This window comes from Bacillus cereus group sp. BfR-BA-01380 (assembly GCF_022663535.1).
In the GTDB taxonomy this organism is placed as follows: Bacteria; Bacillota; Bacilli; order Bacillales; family Bacillaceae_G; genus Bacillus_A; species Bacillus_A cereus_BB.
Map to the genome: position 1 here is coordinate 204742 of NZ_JAKUFS010000004.1, position 17046 is coordinate 221787.

Below are 17046 nucleotides of genomic sequence, written 5' to 3' on the forward strand. Positions count from 1 at the left end.
GTTTCAAAATTTAAAATGTGTTGACAGAAAAAGTGATTAGGTGCCATATTATAAATATGACTAATAACATAGGCTAGTAAAACTAGCCTATGTTTACTGTTATATAGTTAGCTCCCTAATTATATAATACTAAAAGTAATTGGTGAATGACTTAAAAGAAGAAAGAAGGTACATATATGAGCAATATGAAAGATTCGGAAAAAGCGGAAGATGTTTATGCTGTTCCGCCTGCTGGTTCCGATATGAAAGTAACAAATTATAATGATGCTGTTCCTTCACTTATACAATCTAAGCGTCAAATTGATCGTTACAATTTAGACGTTGACGCACAAGCTGTTCTCGTTGCGACTAGGCTAATGGCAGCGGGAGCTAAGCTTGGACATGCTACGGAGATTCATTTCTCTAGATTCGGTTTATCAACAGGGCGCTATCGTTTACTGGCAGACCTTGAAGATAACGAAGGGGAAGCGTTACCTTCGCAACTGGCGGAACATCTAGGTGTCACACGTGCTACTGTGACAGGTCTAATTGATACCCTTGAGAGAGATGGTCTCGTATCCCGTCGACCTAGTTCAAAAGATGGTCGGCAAAAATCGATCATTTTAACGGAGCGAGGAGCAAAGAAACTTCGTGAAATGGCTCCAGAGCATTTCGCAAGGCTAGAAGCCATGGTCGGCCTACTTAGTATCGAGGAACGCAGTGTGTTTCTCGACTTGCTTAGCCGAGTGACAGAAGGCATCTCAGCACTTACGGAAGAACTAGATGAATAGGACATATGAGCAATAATCAGAAAGGGCTAGTAGAGCTAGCCTATTTTTCTTTTTATATAGTTAGGTTCCTAATTATATAAGGAACCTAACTATATAAAAAGAAAGGAGGTGAGTACATGAGAAACGTAAAATATCCGGATAAGACGGAAGAGGTATATGCTATTGCGGATACGGGTACCAAGGTAAAAACTTTTGTATTATGGCGTGAAGTATTGATGGCTTATGTTGGCCCGGCCATGATGGCAGGGATTGGGGGACTGATTACTGGTAGTAAGAACCTTCAAATTGCTGCACTGACAACGATTGGAGGAATATCAGCCATAGTAGCTTTGATACTTGGTCTTTGGTTAGAGAGACGAGGAATTCATAATCAATGGCTTATCGGTGTAAATCACTTAGTTGTGATGGTAGTTTTCACATTAATTGGGGCTGCGATTGGTATATTTGCTGCGTGGATGACAACTTTTTTAATGGAAGTGTTTGGGCCGTTCAACCACTTTGTCTGGCTCAATCGGGTGTGGATTGATTTTCCACTATCTGCAGTAATCGCGAGCGCAACGATAACATGGCGGTGGCGTAGGAACCTTAAAAAAATATTTCATTCAAAGGAGAATAGAAGATGATTGTTATGATTGGGGCAACGGGTACGATTGGCGGTGCACTTTTGAAACGTTTAGTTAACCAGAGTATTCCTGTTCGGGCACTGAGTAGAAATCCTGAGAAATTGCATATGCAGATTGGAGATTTAGACCAGTCACTTATTGAAATAACATCGGCCGATGCAGCTGAACCTGAATCGTTGCGCTGTGCGTTTACAGGGGCGAACCAGCTTTTTCTTGCGATGTCTAACAGTCCTAGGCAAGTTGAGCTGGAGACTTCGATTATTCGTATTGCTGCAGAAGTCGGAATTGAGCACATTGTAAAAGTATCTAGTCCAGCTTTTAATCGAAACGCTCCAGTAGCAGTAGCAAGATGGCATCATGAAATTGAGAAAACTCTAGCTAAATCTAATATCACTCATACTGTGCTGCGTCCATATGCGTTTATGCAAAACTTACTACGCTTTGCACCGACGATTGTAACGCAAGATGTTTTCTACGGTTCTATGGGGGATACTCCATGTAACTTCATTGATTGCCGAGATATTGCAGATGTTGCTGCGGAAGTTTTGACTAACAGTAAGATAGCTGGCAAAGTATACACACTTACCGGCTCTGAAGTATATAGCTATCCACAAATTGCAAGTAAACTATCCGTTCTGCTAAGTCGGCCAATTCGCTATATCAACATGGACCCTCAAGTATTACGACGTAATCTAATTGAGCAGGAACGCATGCCCCCGTGGCTTGCAGATCACGTTTTAGAAATTCAGGCCATGTCTGTGATGCTGCCAGAAAGACCTACGGATACTGTGAAACAGTTGCTTGGTAGAGAGCCCCGTACGTTAGATGACTTTTTGTGTGAGAATATAGAGAATTTCTAGAAAGAGAAAACAAGTTGAATGAGAACGAGAATGATTTTTAGTTATAGAAGGGATAGAGCCCCATCACTATCAAGCTAAGAAAAGCAAATACCCCAAAATGAGAAAATTGACATCTCCAGGTGAAATGTACAATTTTTTTGTTTTGGGGCGTTATAAAATTCTTAAGTTGTTGGACATGCGGTAGTAGTCCATATAGAAGTCTCATTTTTATGTATGTAAGATATTTTAGTTTTTTAATCGTGTACGTGCAAAAATAACTGCCCGTAAAAGCTCGATTGGTTCAGTAGGGGGATGAAAATACTTCCCCTGATAGAAGCTTTACTTTCGTATTATAAAATAAAATATTCTAAAAATTCATAAATGTTAATTACTAAAGTTGTGCATTACTGTATAATGGAATATGTTAGGAAATATATTTGTGTAAGGAGGGGTAATCTTGTATACTTTTAAATTTCATACAAGAACAATAAAAATTACGATGTCCGGCATTAAGCCTACTTATAACAGGTATGTTAAACCGTAAGCGATAATGATCAGAAATGAATTTGCGTGAGATTATCGTAAATAGATAATCTTTTTAATTTGCTTATTGATAAAGGATTATTAATATACTTCCCTAGGTTTATGGACTTCTTATCCTAGCAGTATTGTTCTTGCTATAAACTAGGAGGAAGAAAATTAAATGATGAATTTACTGTCCAACCCAGTACAAATAAAGGAAAATGAACTGGAAAAAGTCTTAAAGGAAATTCAAAGCGGGCAAAAAACATGGGATGAAGAGAACAAGATTGATATTGTTAAAGCGATGATTAACCATATCGGTTCAACGGATAGCGAACTTAGAGAATTGATTTACAGTTCTTTTTGTCAATTGATATTAGATAATGAACTTGCGCATGAATTATTAGCGGAAATATTGGATTTTTGTTTAAGTGACTTGTTATTTAAAGGGATTGGCGAGAATGGGACAGACACTGTATTTACAAGGTCATTTACCTCACTTTTAATAGCAGTCATTTTATACAAGGATAACGAAGATCATTTTCTACCTCAATTCATTGTTTATAAAGCAAAAGATGAGTTAATTCATTATATTAATTTAGAACAGGATTTAAGGGGATATATCTCTGAAAAAGGATGGGCTCATAGTGTAGCACATGTGGCTGACGCTTGTGCGGAACTTGTGAAAAACGAAAAAATAGAACAGAAGTATTACTCAGATATATTAGAAACGCTTTGGAAAAAAATATTTTACACAAAAGGTGTTTATATCCATAATGAAGACGGAAGAATTATAAGACCAATTCTAGAAATGTTAAATCGAGGATTAGAGATAGAGGAAGTAGAAGCTTTAATCAAAGGTATACCAATGGAAATGAAATCTCAAAAAGAAGAGCTTGATGATGAACATTATTTGTTCCTAAAAGCAAACTGTAAGTCATTTTTAAAAAGTTTTTATATAGAAATTAACTCAGACTCTAATTTGTTATCACTGCAAAAAAATATTGAAACTTGCTTATCAGAAATTTAAAGGCTTTATTATTTGTTCAACTAGCGGGGACGTAAATGAAAGCACATTAGATATAGATACATGGATTTTGGCTATCCGACTTAGGATAGCTTTTTTTATTAATCAACACCTGCCATTTTCCAGTTACTCAGCAAGAAAAAACGAGAATTTTTAATGTGGTGAAGGCTGGCTGTTTTTCTATTTTGTTCTTTATTCGAGTTTTGTTGGCGATACATATATGTAAAACATATTTGACACCTAAAGAGTGTTTTTCTATAATATAGGTGTAAAATGTTTTTTACACCTATATCGGCTATAGAGGTGGCAATTTTATGCGAAATCGAATGAAAGAATACAGAGAGAAAAAGAACATTTCACAAGGGGAACTAGCAGATTTATGTAATGTTAGCAGGCAAACAATTAACGCTGTGGAAAATAACAAATATGATCCTAGTTTATATTTAGCTTTTGATATAGCAAGCAATTTAGGGGTTACAGTTGATCAATTATTTTTGTATGAGGGGCAGGGGAAAAAATGAGTAGAAGGAAAATTGGTGCCATAATCTACGGGATTGCCACTGCAATTGTAATTGTCTTTACTATTTATAAAATGATAGTAGGTAAAGACGTTGGGTTTAATGAAATTGTTGCTATAGGGTTGTTACTTTCAATGTTTTTGACTAGTATTACTTGGGGAACAAAGGAAGAAAAGGATGGCATTTTGCAGGAAGAAGAACTGGGCCAAAAAATTACTGAGAAAAGTTCTAAAATTAGTTATTTTCTTATCATTCTTTTTATATTTGGAGCAATTATCGGTGACAAAATGGTAAATGGAACGACCAACATTTTTTTATTATTCTTATTAGGGTTATCAATGATTACACTACCTTTTATTGAGTTCTTTGTTGCAAAAAAATATCAATAAAATCGTTGAAAGCCTGTTTTGATTAGATTCAAAACTGCCGCCGCATCCATTAGCGTTATGATGGCAGAGGGAGACATTGGTGGTTAATTTTATCCCGCTATTTGTGGGCAGTAATACTCCCACCTCAAAATTCAGCGAAAGTATTGTCCAGCTCTAGCGGCTAGAATCTCCGGTCGTTTCGCCCCCTCGGACGAGGCAGAAAGCGCCTCTCTGTCAGGGGCGTGGGCGTCCTACGATTCTGAACGAGCCGCTTCCGCTTTTCTTAAGAAGTTAGGCGGGAGATAAACTGCCCGTAAAAGCCCGATTGGTGAGGGCTGATAATCAGTGGGGGATGAAGAAAACCTCCACTGATGGAAGTTTCACTTTATAAACAAAACTGTAAAACAGTGTCGGAAATTTTGTTCATTGAGGATGCAAATCTATTTCTTCAACTTCTTCAGAGCGTTCGTCTTTCTTTCCCTTGTTTTATGACTTTTATAATATTTACTAATAATTAAAGAGAATTCATATTGTGCAATGAAATATTCAGTTTCATTGCTACAACGCTCCTTATTTCCACTCTTTATTATGAATATCTAATCCTTCTTGACCAAAGAAATGGAGAATATATTCTTTTTCATCGCTATCGGTTTTTTTAGCTAGTTTAAATTCCTCTGCACTTACCTTTTTTCCAAGACGTAAATAACGAATTTCTAAAAAGTCTTCAACTGCAGATTCGAAATTTCCATTGTACCATTTGTTCAGAATAGATTCATATTTTGGCCTTTTATCATCATTACTAACATTCAAGTTGTTTTTTAAGTATTGGATGTTTTCCTTGGTCATTTGAACTCGACCTACATCACGGGTACCGCGAACATGAAGATTATTTTTATCAAACGTAAGTTTTTGGAAAGACATGTTTATCATCATGTCATTTATAGTTTGCTCGTTTTTGATTTCTCCAATAGACTGAGCTGCTTTGGATAAATCATCATTACTAACTACATAACTATCTTTTTGTTGCTTTTGAATGGTTTGAGCTTTCGGTTTTTCCTGAACCTTTTCTTCTATTTTTTTATCATTATATGTTAGAGTGATGTACGTTCCTAATGATAAAGTTACTAAAACAATTACACTATAAGTAATTTTCTTTTTCAATATAAATCCTCCTGCGAATATCTTTAAAAACCATTTTCTTACGTTAATGTGATGAAGGCTAGCTAATCCTAATCAGATTAACTAAATCTTTTTGGGATTCTTTTACTAAAGATTTAGGAATAATTTATTAAACTTTAGCAATTTTTAGGCGGATGTTTAGTCCGTATTCATTCGTAAATTTGTTTGAACCGGTGAAAAAATAAAATGTGTAACAGTATGTGCAAATGGATTTACATCTTCAATGAATTCCTCTGCTTTAGAAAAATTTTCAAATTGCATTTTTAGCATGTAACAAGCATTTCCTGCTATACGATAACAAAATTCTACGTTTGGAAGTTTCTCTATATAATTTTTAAACGATTTATAGTCTCCGTTTTTGACTGTTGCTTCTATTATACATTGGATAGGTAAACCTAATTTCTCATAATCAATTTCTAAAGTATATTTTTTTATTATTCCAAATGACTCCATTTGTCTTACACGTTCTGTTACGGATGGCGAAGATAAATGAACTCTTCTTCCAATTTCGCTCATTGATAAACGACTATTATTATGTAATTCATCTATTATTTTTTTATCAATATTATCTATTTTCATTTTTTAAATAAATCCTCTTTCTTTCGTTAAATGTTTAAAATATTTATTGGCGATTCTTTATTAATTTAATGTGATTTAATAATTCTGTTTTTTTATAATTAATATAACAAGGAGGTGCTTTTAATGGCAAGAATTATTGAATCGAATTTCGGAGAATCACCATTTCAAAGACTTTTAGGGCATAACATAGAAGTGATGAAAGGATGGTCTCACTTAGGAGATGTATTAGAAAAAGATGGATTGCTCTCTGCTGAATTAAAGGAACAAGTAAGGAGAACGTTGGCGCAAAGTAATGGCTGTGAGTATTGTAAAGCGAAAGGAAAACCTGAGTTTGATAAGTTTAATGAAAAAATATCTATTGCAGTAGGATTTGCAGAAGTGTTTTTTAAGCAAAAGGGAGATATATCAAATTCAACTTTTTATATTTTGAGGGAATGTTTAAGTGAAGAAGAAATAAGTGAGCTGTGTGCATTTATTGCTTTTACCACTGCTTCGCAATATTTTGGTGCGATGCTGAGATTAGAGGCACAAGAGCAGTTATAAAATAATGAATAGAGTATCTAATATCGTTGCAATCCTGTTTTGATTAGATCAAAACAGGATTTTTCTTCTACACACTAACGTTTTTCTTCTTCGTTGACATATATCTTTCATCTAGAAAGTTTGTACCTAATACGCCGAGAATAATTATGATCGCTCCAATAATATGGTAATACGCTAGTTCTTCATGTAAAAAGATAACACCAGCAAACATTGTAATTAAAGTAGACACATTGCTAAATACACTCATTTTTGACGCTTCTACAATGGATAAAGCGTAATTTGATAGGAATGCTGTTAACAGTGAGGAAAGGATTCCTAAATATAAGATGGAAATTAGAAATAACGAGTTTGTAAAGGGCTGAAAATATAGATGCATAGTTCCAGCTGTAATATGGTTTCCGATAGATAATGTATTGAAGCAAACAAACCCAATTACAGTCATCATATACGTTACATCGATTAATCGAAATTGTTTTGTCATCTTTCGTGCTAGAACGTTATAACCAGCTGATGATAATGCTGATAAGAGAATAAGGATCACACCGGTAAAATTAGTAGTATGAGAGCCAAATCCTTTCATAACAAAAATAAACATAACGCCAGATACAGATAAAAGAAGGGATAGTTTTTGCCAAATTGTTGTTCGTTCTTTTAAAAAGTAAGAGGCGCATACCATTGTAAAGATAGGAATGGTGGCTTGAATAATTCCTGCTTCAGAAGAAGAGGTATACACTAATCCAAATGCTTGAAAAGTAAAGAATAAAGCTGGATATAGAATGGCTACAGGTAAAATAGAAAGCATATTTTTAAAGGTAATATTTAATTTGATCAAACCGAATATCACTGGAATAGATGCGGTTAGAAAAGAAACAGTAAATCGATGAGCTAATGTATCCAGTGGTCCCGTGATTGTAAGGGTTAGTTTTACAAACATAAATGAAAAACCAATAATGAATGTATAAAGAATGGCTGCGGCGTATGCTTTTTTTGTTTGTGTCATAGTCACACCTCGTATCATCAATTTTCTTACTGGCCAGTATATGTAAATGGTAAAGTTTTCTTGCGGATGCTACAATACAAATACATACAATCTGTACCGGTACAAAAATATATAGAGGTGTAAGCGTGTATAAATATTTAATTGTTTTTAATGATTTAGAAAAGTTAATTCAAACTGGTGAATTAAAAGAAGGAGATAAGTTACCTTCTATTCGATCTTTAAGTGCGCGTTATCAATGCACGAAAAGTACCATTATTCGTGCGCTTCAAGAGTTAGAAAAAAGACATATGATATACTCCGTTTTGAAAAGCGGATACTATGTTGTGAAAAAAACAAACGAAAATCTTGTTAGGCATAGTAGTGTCATAGATTTTGCAACATCTGCACCTGATCCAGATATTTTTCCATATTTAGATTTTCAGCATTGCATGAATAAAGCAATTGATACATATAAAAATGACTTATTTATATACGGGACTCCGAAAGGACTGCCTTCGTTAATTCGAGTGATCCAAAGGCAATTAGCAAACTATCAAGTATTTACGAATGAAGAAAATATTTTTATTACATCAGGTGTTCAGCAGGCATTATCTTTGTTAACTTCTATTCCGTTTCCAAATAAAAAGAAAACGCTTCTAATTGAACAGCCGAGTTATCATTTGTTTATCGAATATTTAGAAACGCATGGCATTCCTGTGATTGGCATAGAACGAACAGCCGAAGGGATCGACTTAAATGAATTAGAACATATATTTCGAACAGAAGATATTAAATTTTTTTATACAATGCCCAGATTTCATAATCCATTAGGAACATCGTATTCTAAGAAAGAAAAGGAATCCATTGTCCGTTTAGCGAAGAAATATGATGTGTTTATTGTGGAGGATGATTATTTAGCGGATTTAGAAAGAGATGCGAAAGCAGATCCGATGTATAGTTACGATGATTCTTCCCAGGTTATTTATTTGAAAAGTTACTCTAAAATTATTTTTCCAGGGCTCCGTGTTGGTGTTGCCGTTATACCTGATTGTTTAACTGAAATCTTCCTTACATATAAAAAATTACAAGATATCGATAGCTCGATGATTTCACAAGCAGCTCTAGAAGTTTACATAAAGAGCGGGATGTTTGATCGGCATAAACAAAAAACTCGCGCTTCCTATTACGAAAGGTCCAAGAGGTTAGCTGCTTCTTTGAAAGAATGGAGTAGTATGAACAAACAGTTATTTCAATATCACGATGCAAATTTACCGTGTGTGCATACACACATCATCCTAAATAAGAAGGTTATCATTCAATCGCTTATTCGAAAGTTACAGCATAATAAAATCTTACTAGATTCGATTAAGAAAAATTATTTATCTTCGTTTCCAAAAGAAAAAATATTGAAGTTGAATGTGTCGAATGTAAAAACAGAAAGGATTGAAGAGGGGATATATAAGATTATCGATGAAATGAAACGTATATAAATCAAAGGCAGGCTTATCATAACTTTTTGAAATGAATACTTATAGTTTTAGGCATCTCATCAACTATTACAACAGTACTTAGTAGTCCAAGATTTCATGTGATTAAGAAATATATAGAGTCATTAGAAATGAAAAAAGTACCTTAAACATCCGTTTTTGGTCCTTTTTTCACGCACTAAATTATATATATGTTAAGATAGAAAAGAAATTTTGAAGAAGTGTAGCTTAGCTAATGAATAGGCAAAAGCAAACGGCTCAGTATAGGACTAAGCCGTTTGCTTTGAAAGACTAAATTTTATGAATTCCGACGATATCCATATGAAAATAAATTAATTAATTGCCAAGAATATGAATTGTTTAGATGCCATCTTGCTGGAAAATCAAGAAAACTTGCCAAGTGGATGATGGAAAATGATTCAAGATTGATGAGTTTTTAAATGCAGCCAAAAAGTGACAGAAAGAATCGGGAAATTGAGAATGATCATTCTTGACTGTCAGCTGATTGTAAAATTGCAGAGGGGTGTTCTTTGATGACAAATAGTAGAATGAATCCTAAGGTTGATGAATTTTTAAAGGCAGCCAAAAAGTGGAAAGAAGAATATGAGAAGTTGAGAAATATTGTTCTTGACTGTGAGCTAACCGAAGAATTTAAATGGATGCATCCTTGTTACACGTTTGAGAAAAAAAACATAGTTTTAATACATGGATTTAAAGAATATTGTGCGCTTTCGTTTCACAAAGGTGCCTTGTTACAGGATACTCATGGGATTCTAATCCAACAAACGGAGAATGTACAGGCGGGGCGCCAGATTCGATTCACCAATGTTCAAGAAATAGTTGAAATGGAAACCATCTTGAAAGCCTATATTTATGAAGCCATTGAAGTCGAAAAAGCCGGTTTAGAAGTGAAGAAGAAAGAGCATAAAGAATTCATAATTCCTGAAGAACTTCAAAATAAATTCGATGAAATGCCTACTTTTAAAACTGCTTTTGAATCATTGACACCGGGACGGCAAAGAGCATACATTCTTTATTTTTCTCAAGCCAAACAATCCAAAACTCGAGAGTCAAGGGTTGAAAAATATACCCAGAGAATTCTCGATGGAAAGGGATTAAATGATTGTACTTGTGGGCTATCTCAAAAACAGCCCAACTGTGACGGCTCACACAAGTCATTGGATAAGAAAAAATATTAATCAAACTTTAATATACTGTCTCACTTTGCGTTCATTTTTAAAGTTGAGCAAGAATATGGAAGATATTTAAAATCATTAAATCGAAAATACGGTTTCGAGATAACAAGTCTGGGTGAAAAGTATCCAGGTGTAGAACGTTTTCTATGTGAATTTAGAAACGAATTACGAACTAACGAGTGCTTTAGTGTAGAAAAAACATAAAAGAGTCGATTCCTTAGCGTACAGGAAATCGGCTTTTTTTCTTTAGATGTTATCAAGACCTAATTTTAGGAGACTATTAGAAAATAAAGGAGCTAACATACTAGACATGACTAATATATAAGCTCCTTAAAAAAAACATAAGTTGGTTACTTTTTATTTACTTGATCATACAACTCAAGAAGATCTGCAACTGGAATATTGTTTATCTTCATACCTGTTATATCACTTTGCTGTATTTCCACATCCCTAAGGTTACTATGAGTTATTTTACTACCTTTAAGATTGCATCTTTTAAACGTAATTGGATTATCTTCTTCTCCAAGATTTGTATCAACGAAACGAACCCCATCTAAAGTCACGAAAGCCATTTCACTGTTAGAAAAATTTAAATCGGCAAACAATGTGCTTATAAAATTTATATTATGGAACTTTGAATGACTAAGGTTACAGTTGTTAATATGACTGCTTATCATGTTACTGTTGCTAAAAGAACTGCCTTTTAGAGTTACCTGATAACAATCCGTCTTAGCCATATTACAGTTTTCATATTGGGTATCTGAAATATCCTCATTTTCAACTAAGTTTTCTATTCCTGATGAAGTTCCTATTCTTTTTATGTAACAATATTCATCTTCTGTTTTAAAGGTTGCTTCATATCCCATCTTTTCATAAAAGAAGTGGTTGTTGATTTGTCTACTAGATGTTTCAAGATCCCAAGCTCGTACATTTAAAAACTCTTTTTCTATCAAAGTTATGACTTTTGATCCTATGCCTTTCCCCTGATAGTTAGGATCTACAAAAATACGGTCTATCCTCCCAAAAGACTGACCTGAAAGCGTGACAATAATTCCACCCACAATCGTTTCATTATATATAATTTTGAAGGAATTTAACTCTTTAATCATATACTTTGTCATTTCAATTGAAGCATACCCTGGTGGCTGAATGTTATAGTCAATTATACTTTCTTGATCTGGAAGCCATTTTTTTGCTTCTTCATCAAAGGTTCTTTTCGAAATTGCTGTTAATGTTTCAGCGTCTATAATAGATGCTTTCTCAATCCTTATTGTTAACATTTAAACGTCTCCTTTAGACTAAAATAGGTTTCCTTCAATCCTTATATTACCATAAAAAACAATCTTTAGATTTTAGTTGGTCTACTTGTATAGTTTAAACATTCAAACATCCTGTTTATATTTTAAAATATTTCTCATTTTCAATTATTTTTTGTCACAACAATACTGTATGATGCATAGTATAAATTAAATACTGTATGACATATAGTAATAAAAATGAGGTGGGTGAATGAGTACTTTATTGAATTCATTAACGACAGAGCTAAGGAGAGGAACGTTGACATTAGCGGTTTTAAGTCAATTACGAACCCCCCAGTATGGATATTCACTTGTTCAGTTATTGGAGGGATCAGGTATTGCTATAGATCAAAGTACCTTATATCCATTGCTTCGCCGATTAGAGAAACAGGAGTTGGTGTCGAGTAGTTGGGATACATCTGAGAGTAGACCACGTAAGTACTATGTTTTAAGTGAATATGGGTTAGAGATCTTTTTGCAGTTAAAAAAGGAATGGATAAATAATTCGAAAGAGCTTTATAACTTAATAAAGGGGGAGGAAGATGATGAACTTAATTGAGATTTATATTCAGGAAGTTGCTCGGAGGCTTCCTGAAAAAAATCGTGAGGATATTACACTTGAGTTACGGTCAACCATAGAGGATATGCTGCCTGATGATTACAGTGAAGAAGATGTAAAGTCGGTTCTTGAAAAATTAGGGAGTCCAGTCACTATGGCTAGTGGCTATCGGGATCGACCAATGCACTTAATTGGTCCACGCTATTTTGATGTATATGTGACGTTACTAAAAATGATTTTACCGATTGCCGCTGTCATTTCGTTAATTTCGATGATTGCCGAAAATTTTATTGGATATAGTGGAGATCAAGCGGCTATAAATATTATTTTGAGTCTTATGGGCAAAGGAATAGGGGGAATCATTGAAGTTGGGATCCATGTATTCTTTTGGCTAACACTTGTGTTTGCTATTTTAGAAAGAACAGATAAAGGAAAAGATGAGCAACCATTAACAGCAAGTCTTAAAAAATGGACTCCTGATGATTTGAAAAATATCCATTATATCCCTAAGGAAAATATCCCTAAGAAAAAAGCAATTTCAAGGTTCGAAGTATTTGGAAGCTTAATGTGGACTGCAATCTGGGCAACACTTTATTTTTATGCGAATCATCTTGTGGGTGTATATGAAAAAAGTGGAAACGGCCTTGAATTTGTGACACCAACTTTCAGTCAAGATGTTTTGCTTCAGTATTGGCCAATCGTTGTTATTATGATCGGTTTAGAAATAGCATTATCCCTTTATAAATTAATAAAGAGACAATGGACGCAAAGAATGGCAATATGCAATACTGTCCTCCAGCTAATTGGAACGATTGTGTTTATTGTAATCGTATTAAACCCAAATGTAATAAGTAAAGATTTCATTACGTATATAACGGATTTATTTAGTATTACTACTAATCAATTTAGAACGTGGGTAGTTGGCGGTGGAATTTTCATTTATATGATATCTGCGGCAAGCAGTGTATTTGATGGCTTCCGTAAGGCTAGAATTCGTTAATCCGTATTTGCTTATTTATTCATTTCACTAAGTCTATTAAAATACCAAAAATCCCTGCTTTTTAATCAAATCAGGGATTTTTTTCTGTGTTTAATGATTATTCATTTGTTTTAAAAACACTACATTTTAAAAAGTCAGTCATATCATTCCATTAAAGGACCATTTAGTTAAATAACAAAAGGTAAAAATTTCTACATAATATCAGATTGTAAAAGAGGATTTTATATTTCTATAACGAAATAAATTAAAAGATAAGGGAGGCGATATTTATGAATATTAAAATGAAGAAAAAGTATGGAGAATATGTGTGAAAATTATAATGAAAAGGAGTTTTTCTATTGAAACAAGCCTTGCTTATTATTGATGTCCAACAAGAATTAGTTGATGGTAATAATGAAATGAAAAGTGTGTTTAATAAAGAAGCATTATTAGATCACATTAATTTAGTTATTAATAAGGCAATAGAATCACAAGCTTTAATCGTCTTCATAAGGGATAAAGATGTTGCTGAAGGAAAAGGTCCAGGGTTTCAAATACACCCGAAGTTAAAGGTGCCAACCACTGCAAAAATATTTGATAAAGCAGCCACAAATGCGTTTTATGGTACACCATTAATGGGTTTTTTAAAGGAAAACGAGATCGAACATCTTGTTATCATGGGATGTAAAACAGAACACTGTATTGACACGGCTGTTAGAACTGCAACGGTGAATCATTTTGATGTTACTTTAGTTGGCGATGGTCATTCGACGACAGATTCGTCAATCCTATCTGCTGAAAAGATCATAAGTCATCACAATGAAATACTTCATGGTCATTACAATGTTGATAATTTTTCTGTTGTTCGGACTACCCAAGAAGATTTGTTCCAACCAATCCATGACAATTACCGGTAAATTGTCATTTATCCACTTAACTTGAAAGGCACGGAAAAAATTATTGGTCTTCGGTAATCAGACGTGATTGTGGAAGATCCCAACTTATATGTAAACGGCGTTATTGTTATATTTTTAAATACGGTGAAGTATTTTACACCAAAATTAAACATGTATAACCCCGTTCTGATTTTAGGACGGGGTTATACATGTTTAAGACATTAGAATGAAATACATTTATTGTAACTTTACAAAAGGAGGAGAGAATTTTGAAAAAGTCAACTCATTGCGTTATAGAAGAATTAAATCAGTTAATCCCTTTTCTTAACTCTTTGGAGGCAGTAAATGACAAGATATTTTTTAGTCCTATTAGTGAAGGGAAATGGTCAACGGCTGCAATTATCTCTCATCTCATGTATTGGGATCGATTTATTTTAGAGGAACGTCTTGAGGGTATGAATAATGGGGAATTACTTCCTAAATCTAAAGTAAATGTAGAAGATATGAATAGGTTGGCGGAGAAATATGCACATTCAGGAATTAGTAAGGTACAACTAATTCAAGAGGTCTGTGAAACAAGACAAAGATTATTAGATTCGTTAGTAGATAAGAATTTAGAGATTATTTTTAAAATAGGGTCAAATGAAATGACAGTAAATGAATATTTCAAAGGAATGGTGGAACATGACAACCATCATATTAAGCAAATTAAGGGATTGTTATGCCTTAGAGAAAATAAAAGATAGATGCGGCTAAAGAAAATGACAAACGAGGGGAAATATGAATAAAAAAAGAAAACAGAGGAAATTAGAAATTAATAGAAAACAAAGATCGATAGCTAAAATAATATATGGAATAACAGCAGCATGTATATGTGGGGGATTATTTTTAGCTATTAAACCAACTGGTTTTGGGGATTCGATGCTGCTTTTTCTGGTAATGATGGTATTATTTTTTCTTTATTTAGCATTGTTTGTACTGTTCGAGGGAGAAGATCAAACTAATAAACAGACGAACAAAAGAAAAAAATCAAGAAATAGTTCTTCAGATTCATCATTGGGATATTGATAATGGGTGTGATAGTAGCAGTGATAGTGGATGTGGCAGTTCAGGAGATAGTGGGGGAGACGGCGGAGGAGATTAGAAGTTAGCTATCTCTTATTATGTTTATTAAAAAAACGCCTCAAAGAACAAAGTAGCTCTTAGTCTTTGTAACAAGAAGCATAAGATGGCCGTTCTGTTAACTATTCTATTTTTTATACAAAATAGATAGAATAATCGGATATTCGAAAAAATGTCTATTATGTATATAATGTGATTAATGAAATGTGTTTTTATTAGTTAGGGGACAAAGCCCACAGCGGTAGACCGAGCGTAAAAAGGGTTTACATTGTTATTGCAAACGAGTTAGGTATAAATTATCCTACTGACCCTAAAACTGGTAGTCCGATTGTGATGACAACTGATTTTTTATTAACAGTTAATAAAGGACAGAATGTGACTGAAGTAGCTCGTACAATCAAAATGAAGGATGACTTACTGAAAGAACGTGTACTCGAAAAGGTTGAGATTGAAAGAGAGTAGTTGCCACGGTTACAAACAAAGATAGCTATGCAATTCAGTCCCCTTTTACAGGGGCACTACACTATCCAGGTTCTAGGTCATGGACAAACCCTAAAAAATCAATGAAAAGGTGGTTAGAGGGTTGGGACTCAACATATGTGGGAAAGAAATTAGATGATGGGCGAGTGAACGAATGATGAGAGGGATGGGAAAATGAGCGATACAAGGACAAAATTAATGCTGGATTTGAAAAGAATTGAGAAGGATGAGTATAAGTTACGCGAAGGTGAGCAGCATCAAGATTTCTTACCTTTGTTACTTCAATATATTGGCGATCTTCAGCCAGAATTACGGGATAACCTGATTTATCCGATGTTTTATATGTGGATTAAGGAAGAGAATAGGTTCAGTGGAGAGGAATTGCGTAGCCTCTTAACTGTTCTGACTGATGAGAATCATTTGTTCTATAATATTGGCAGCGAGGATGATCAGTCAGTTTTTACAAGGACGTTCTCTGCCTTGCCTATCGCTTTGATTGTGCAACACCACAGACAAAATCCATTTTTCAATCAAGCGGAAATTGAGCAATTAATGCATGCAATGCTCCGTTATTATAAAGAGGAGAAGGATCTGCGAGGTTACCTTTCAGTAGGAGGCTGGGCTCACAGCGCGTCTCACGGTGCGGATGTTTTTGTCGAGCTGGTGCAGTGCGAGGAGAGTAGCGTCGCAATGCTACGCGAGGTTCTTGTCGCTATTTCTGGCATGCTTCATAATGGTAGACACATTTTTAGCGATGAGGATGATGAGCGGTTGGTCAACATCGTGGATACGATGATTGACAAAGAGTTACTTCCACATCAAGAAATCGCTGATTGGATTAGCGGCTTAACACAATGCTGCAATTTGCCGAGAAGTCGTAGTCAGGTGATTGCTCGCGTGAACAGCAAGAATTTTTTACGCAGTCTCTATTTCAGAAGGGGACAAGATAGCCGAGGGAATGAGCTTAACACTGTCATGCTTGGTACTGAGGCAAAATTGAACAGGTTTTCTATCAGTTAAAGGATTAAAGGGGCTGTCCCAAAAGCCATGGAAAATTGGCTGAGGGATTGCCCCTTTTTATA

General features: G+C 34.5%; 19 protein-coding genes and 1 pseudogene. 16 read left to right on the forward strand and 4 right to left on the reverse strand.

The window, feature by feature from the left end:
• Positions 1–242 precede the first annotated feature (242 nt).
• The 6 genes from MR076_RS05780 to MR076_RS05805 all read left to right on the forward strand — a co-directional run bounded on the left by MR076_RS05780 (position 243) and on the right by MR076_RS05805 (position 4688).
• On the forward strand, positions 243–770 hold the full coding sequence (locus MR076_RS05780) for a MarR family winged helix-turn-helix transcriptional regulator (RefSeq protein ID WP_242218680.1): 528 nt from the start codon (positions 243–245) through the stop codon (positions 768–770).
• Positions 771–886: 116 nt separating this feature from the next.
• Complete coding sequence (locus MR076_RS05785; RefSeq protein WP_242218568.1) at positions 887–1393, forward strand: hypothetical protein; 507 nt, start codon at positions 887–889, stop codon at positions 1391–1393.
• Entirely contained in the window at positions 1390–2253 is an 864-nt protein-coding gene (locus tag MR076_RS05790) for an SDR family oxidoreductase (RefSeq protein WP_242218571.1), read from the forward strand. Before MR076_RS05785 ends, MR076_RS05790 begins: the two co-directional genes overlap by 4 nt.
• 682 nt (positions 2254–2935) lie before the next feature.
• Positions 2936–3784: a DUF2785 domain-containing protein gene (locus MR076_RS05795; protein ID WP_242218574.1), complete on the forward strand. Its 849-nt coding sequence runs from the start codon at positions 2936–2938 to the stop codon at positions 3782–3784.
• Positions 3785–4095: 311 nt separating this feature from the next.
• The gene (locus MR076_RS05800; protein ID WP_242218576.1) at positions 4096–4302 is read left to right on the forward strand and encodes a helix-turn-helix transcriptional regulator; all 207 of its coding nucleotides are present in this window, start codon (positions 4096–4098) and stop codon (positions 4300–4302) included.
• A complete protein-coding gene (locus MR076_RS05805; RefSeq protein ID WP_242218578.1) occupies positions 4299–4688 on the forward strand; it encodes a hypothetical protein in 390 nt (129 codons plus the stop codon). Before MR076_RS05800 ends, MR076_RS05805 begins: the two co-directional genes overlap by 4 nt.
• Positions 4689–5237: 549 nt before the next feature.
• On the opposite strand, the gene MR076_RS05810 is transcribed toward MR076_RS05805, so the two are convergent.
• Positions 5238–5801, reverse strand: coding sequence for a DUF6241 domain-containing protein (locus tag MR076_RS05810; RefSeq protein ID WP_396021666.1), 564 nt, complete (start codon positions 5799–5801; stop codon positions 5238–5240).
• A 183-nt stretch (positions 5802–5984) separates the two neighbouring features.
• Positions 5985–6425, reverse strand: coding sequence for an Lrp/AsnC family transcriptional regulator (locus MR076_RS05815; RefSeq protein ID WP_242218580.1), 441 nt, complete (start codon positions 6423–6425; stop codon positions 5985–5987).
• Positions 6426–6548: 123 nt separating this feature from the next.
• On the opposite strand from MR076_RS05815, the gene MR076_RS05820 reads away from it, so the two are divergent.
• Complete coding sequence (locus MR076_RS05820) at positions 6549–6968, forward strand: carboxymuconolactone decarboxylase family protein (RefSeq protein WP_242218581.1); 420 nt, start codon at positions 6549–6551, stop codon at positions 6966–6968.
• Between the two features lie 67 nt (positions 6969–7035).
• Here the strand turns inward: MR076_RS05820 and MR076_RS05825 are convergent, their stop codons facing one another.
• Positions 7036–7968, reverse strand: a complete 933-nt coding sequence (locus MR076_RS05825) for a DMT family transporter (RefSeq protein ID WP_242218583.1) — start codon at positions 7966–7968, stop codon at positions 7036–7038.
• A 125-nt stretch (positions 7969–8093) separates the two neighbouring features.
• Between MR076_RS05825 and MR076_RS05830 the strand changes: the two genes are divergently transcribed.
• Positions 8094–9437, forward strand: coding sequence for an aminotransferase-like domain-containing protein (locus MR076_RS05830; RefSeq protein WP_242218585.1), 1344 nt, complete (start codon positions 8094–8096; stop codon positions 9435–9437).
• Between the two features lie 530 nt (positions 9438–9967).
• Entirely contained in the window at positions 9968–10633 is a 666-nt protein-coding gene (locus MR076_RS05835) for a DUF1801 domain-containing protein (protein WP_242218586.1), read from the forward strand.
• Positions 10634–10980: 347 nt separating this feature from the next.
• On the opposite strand, the gene MR076_RS05840 is transcribed toward MR076_RS05835, so the two are convergent.
• The gene (locus MR076_RS05840) at positions 10981–11910 is read right to left on the reverse strand and encodes a GNAT family N-acetyltransferase (RefSeq protein WP_242218588.1); all 930 of its coding nucleotides are present in this window, start codon (positions 11908–11910) and stop codon (positions 10981–10983) included.
• Positions 11911–12139: 229 nt separating this feature from the next.
• Between MR076_RS05840 and MR076_RS05845 the strand changes: the two genes are divergently transcribed.
• The 7 genes and pseudogenes from MR076_RS05845 to MR076_RS05875 all read left to right on the forward strand — a co-directional run bounded on the left by MR076_RS05845 (position 12140) and on the right by MR076_RS05875 (position 16984).
• Positions 12140–12487 (forward strand): PadR family transcriptional regulator, encoded by a 348-nt coding sequence (locus MR076_RS05845; RefSeq protein WP_242218591.1) that lies wholly within the window; start codon positions 12140–12142, stop codon positions 12485–12487.
• Positions 12474–13487: an HAAS signaling domain-containing protein gene (locus MR076_RS05850; RefSeq protein ID WP_242218683.1), complete on the forward strand. Its 1014-nt coding sequence runs from the start codon at positions 12474–12476 to the stop codon at positions 13485–13487. The genes MR076_RS05845 and MR076_RS05850 overlap by 14 nt, the downstream gene beginning before the upstream one ends.
• Before the next feature lie 338 nt (positions 13488–13825).
• Positions 13826–14383: an isochorismatase family protein gene (locus MR076_RS05855; protein WP_242218593.1), complete on the forward strand. Its 558-nt coding sequence runs from the start codon at positions 13826–13828 to the stop codon at positions 14381–14383.
• A gap of 248 nt (positions 14384–14631) precedes the next feature.
• A complete protein-coding gene (locus MR076_RS05860; protein WP_242218595.1) occupies positions 14632–15108 on the forward strand; it encodes a DinB family protein in 477 nt (158 codons plus the stop codon).
• A 34-nt stretch (positions 15109–15142) separates the two neighbouring features.
• A complete protein-coding gene (locus MR076_RS05865) occupies positions 15143–15430 on the forward strand; it encodes a hypothetical protein (protein ID WP_242218597.1) in 288 nt (95 codons plus the stop codon).
• A gap of 321 nt (positions 15431–15751) precedes the next feature.
• Positions 15752–15943, forward strand: a pseudogene (locus MR076_RS05870) (TnsA endonuclease N-terminal domain-containing protein); the annotation flags it as partial.
• A 195-nt stretch (positions 15944–16138) separates the two neighbouring features.
• A complete protein-coding gene (locus tag MR076_RS05875) occupies positions 16139–16984 on the forward strand; it encodes a DUF2785 domain-containing protein (protein WP_242218599.1) in 846 nt (281 codons plus the stop codon).
• Positions 16985–17046: the final 62 nt, after the last annotated feature.

Coding starts and splice junctions, on each gene's coding strand:
- MR076_RS05780 (WP_242218680.1), top strand. CDS start 243: ATGAAAGTAACAAATTATAATGATGCTGTTCCTTCACTTATACAATCT.
- MR076_RS05785 (WP_242218568.1), top strand. CDS start 887: ATGAGAAACGTAAAATATCCGGATAAGACGGAAGAGGTATATGCTATT.
- MR076_RS05790 (WP_242218571.1), top strand. CDS start 1,390: ATGATTGTTATGATTGGGGCAACGGGTACGATTGGCGGTGCACTTTTG.
- MR076_RS05795 (WP_242218574.1), top strand. CDS start 2,936: ATGATGAATTTACTGTCCAACCCAGTACAAATAAAGGAAAATGAACTG.
- MR076_RS05800 (WP_242218576.1), top strand. CDS start 4,096: ATGCGAAATCGAATGAAAGAATACAGAGAGAAAAAGAACATTTCACAA.
- MR076_RS05805 (WP_242218578.1), top strand. CDS start 4,299: ATGAGTAGAAGGAAAATTGGTGCCATAATCTACGGGATTGCCACTGCA.
- MR076_RS05815 (WP_242218580.1), bottom strand. CDS start 6,425: ATGAAAATAGATAATATTGATAAAAAAATAATAGATGAATTACATAAT.
- MR076_RS05820 (WP_242218581.1), top strand. CDS start 6,549: ATGGCAAGAATTATTGAATCGAATTTCGGAGAATCACCATTTCAAAGA.
- MR076_RS05825 (WP_242218583.1), bottom strand. CDS start 7,968: ATGACACAAACAAAAAAAGCATACGCCGCAGCCATTCTTTATACATTC.
- MR076_RS05835 (WP_242218586.1), top strand. CDS start 9,968: ATGACAAATAGTAGAATGAATCCTAAGGTTGATGAATTTTTAAAGGCA.
- MR076_RS05840 (WP_242218588.1), bottom strand. CDS start 11,910: ATGTTAACAATAAGGATTGAGAAAGCATCTATTATAGACGCTGAAACA.
- MR076_RS05845 (WP_242218591.1), top strand. CDS start 12,140: ATGAGTACTTTATTGAATTCATTAACGACAGAGCTAAGGAGAGGAACG.
- MR076_RS05850 (WP_242218683.1), top strand. CDS start 12,474: ATGAACTTAATTGAGATTTATATTCAGGAAGTTGCTCGGAGGCTTCCT.
- MR076_RS05865 (WP_242218597.1), top strand. CDS start 15,143: ATGAATAAAAAAAGAAAACAGAGGAAATTAGAAATTAATAGAAAACAA.
- MR076_RS05875 (WP_242218599.1), top strand. CDS start 16,139: ATGAGCGATACAAGGACAAAATTAATGCTGGATTTGAAAAGAATTGAG.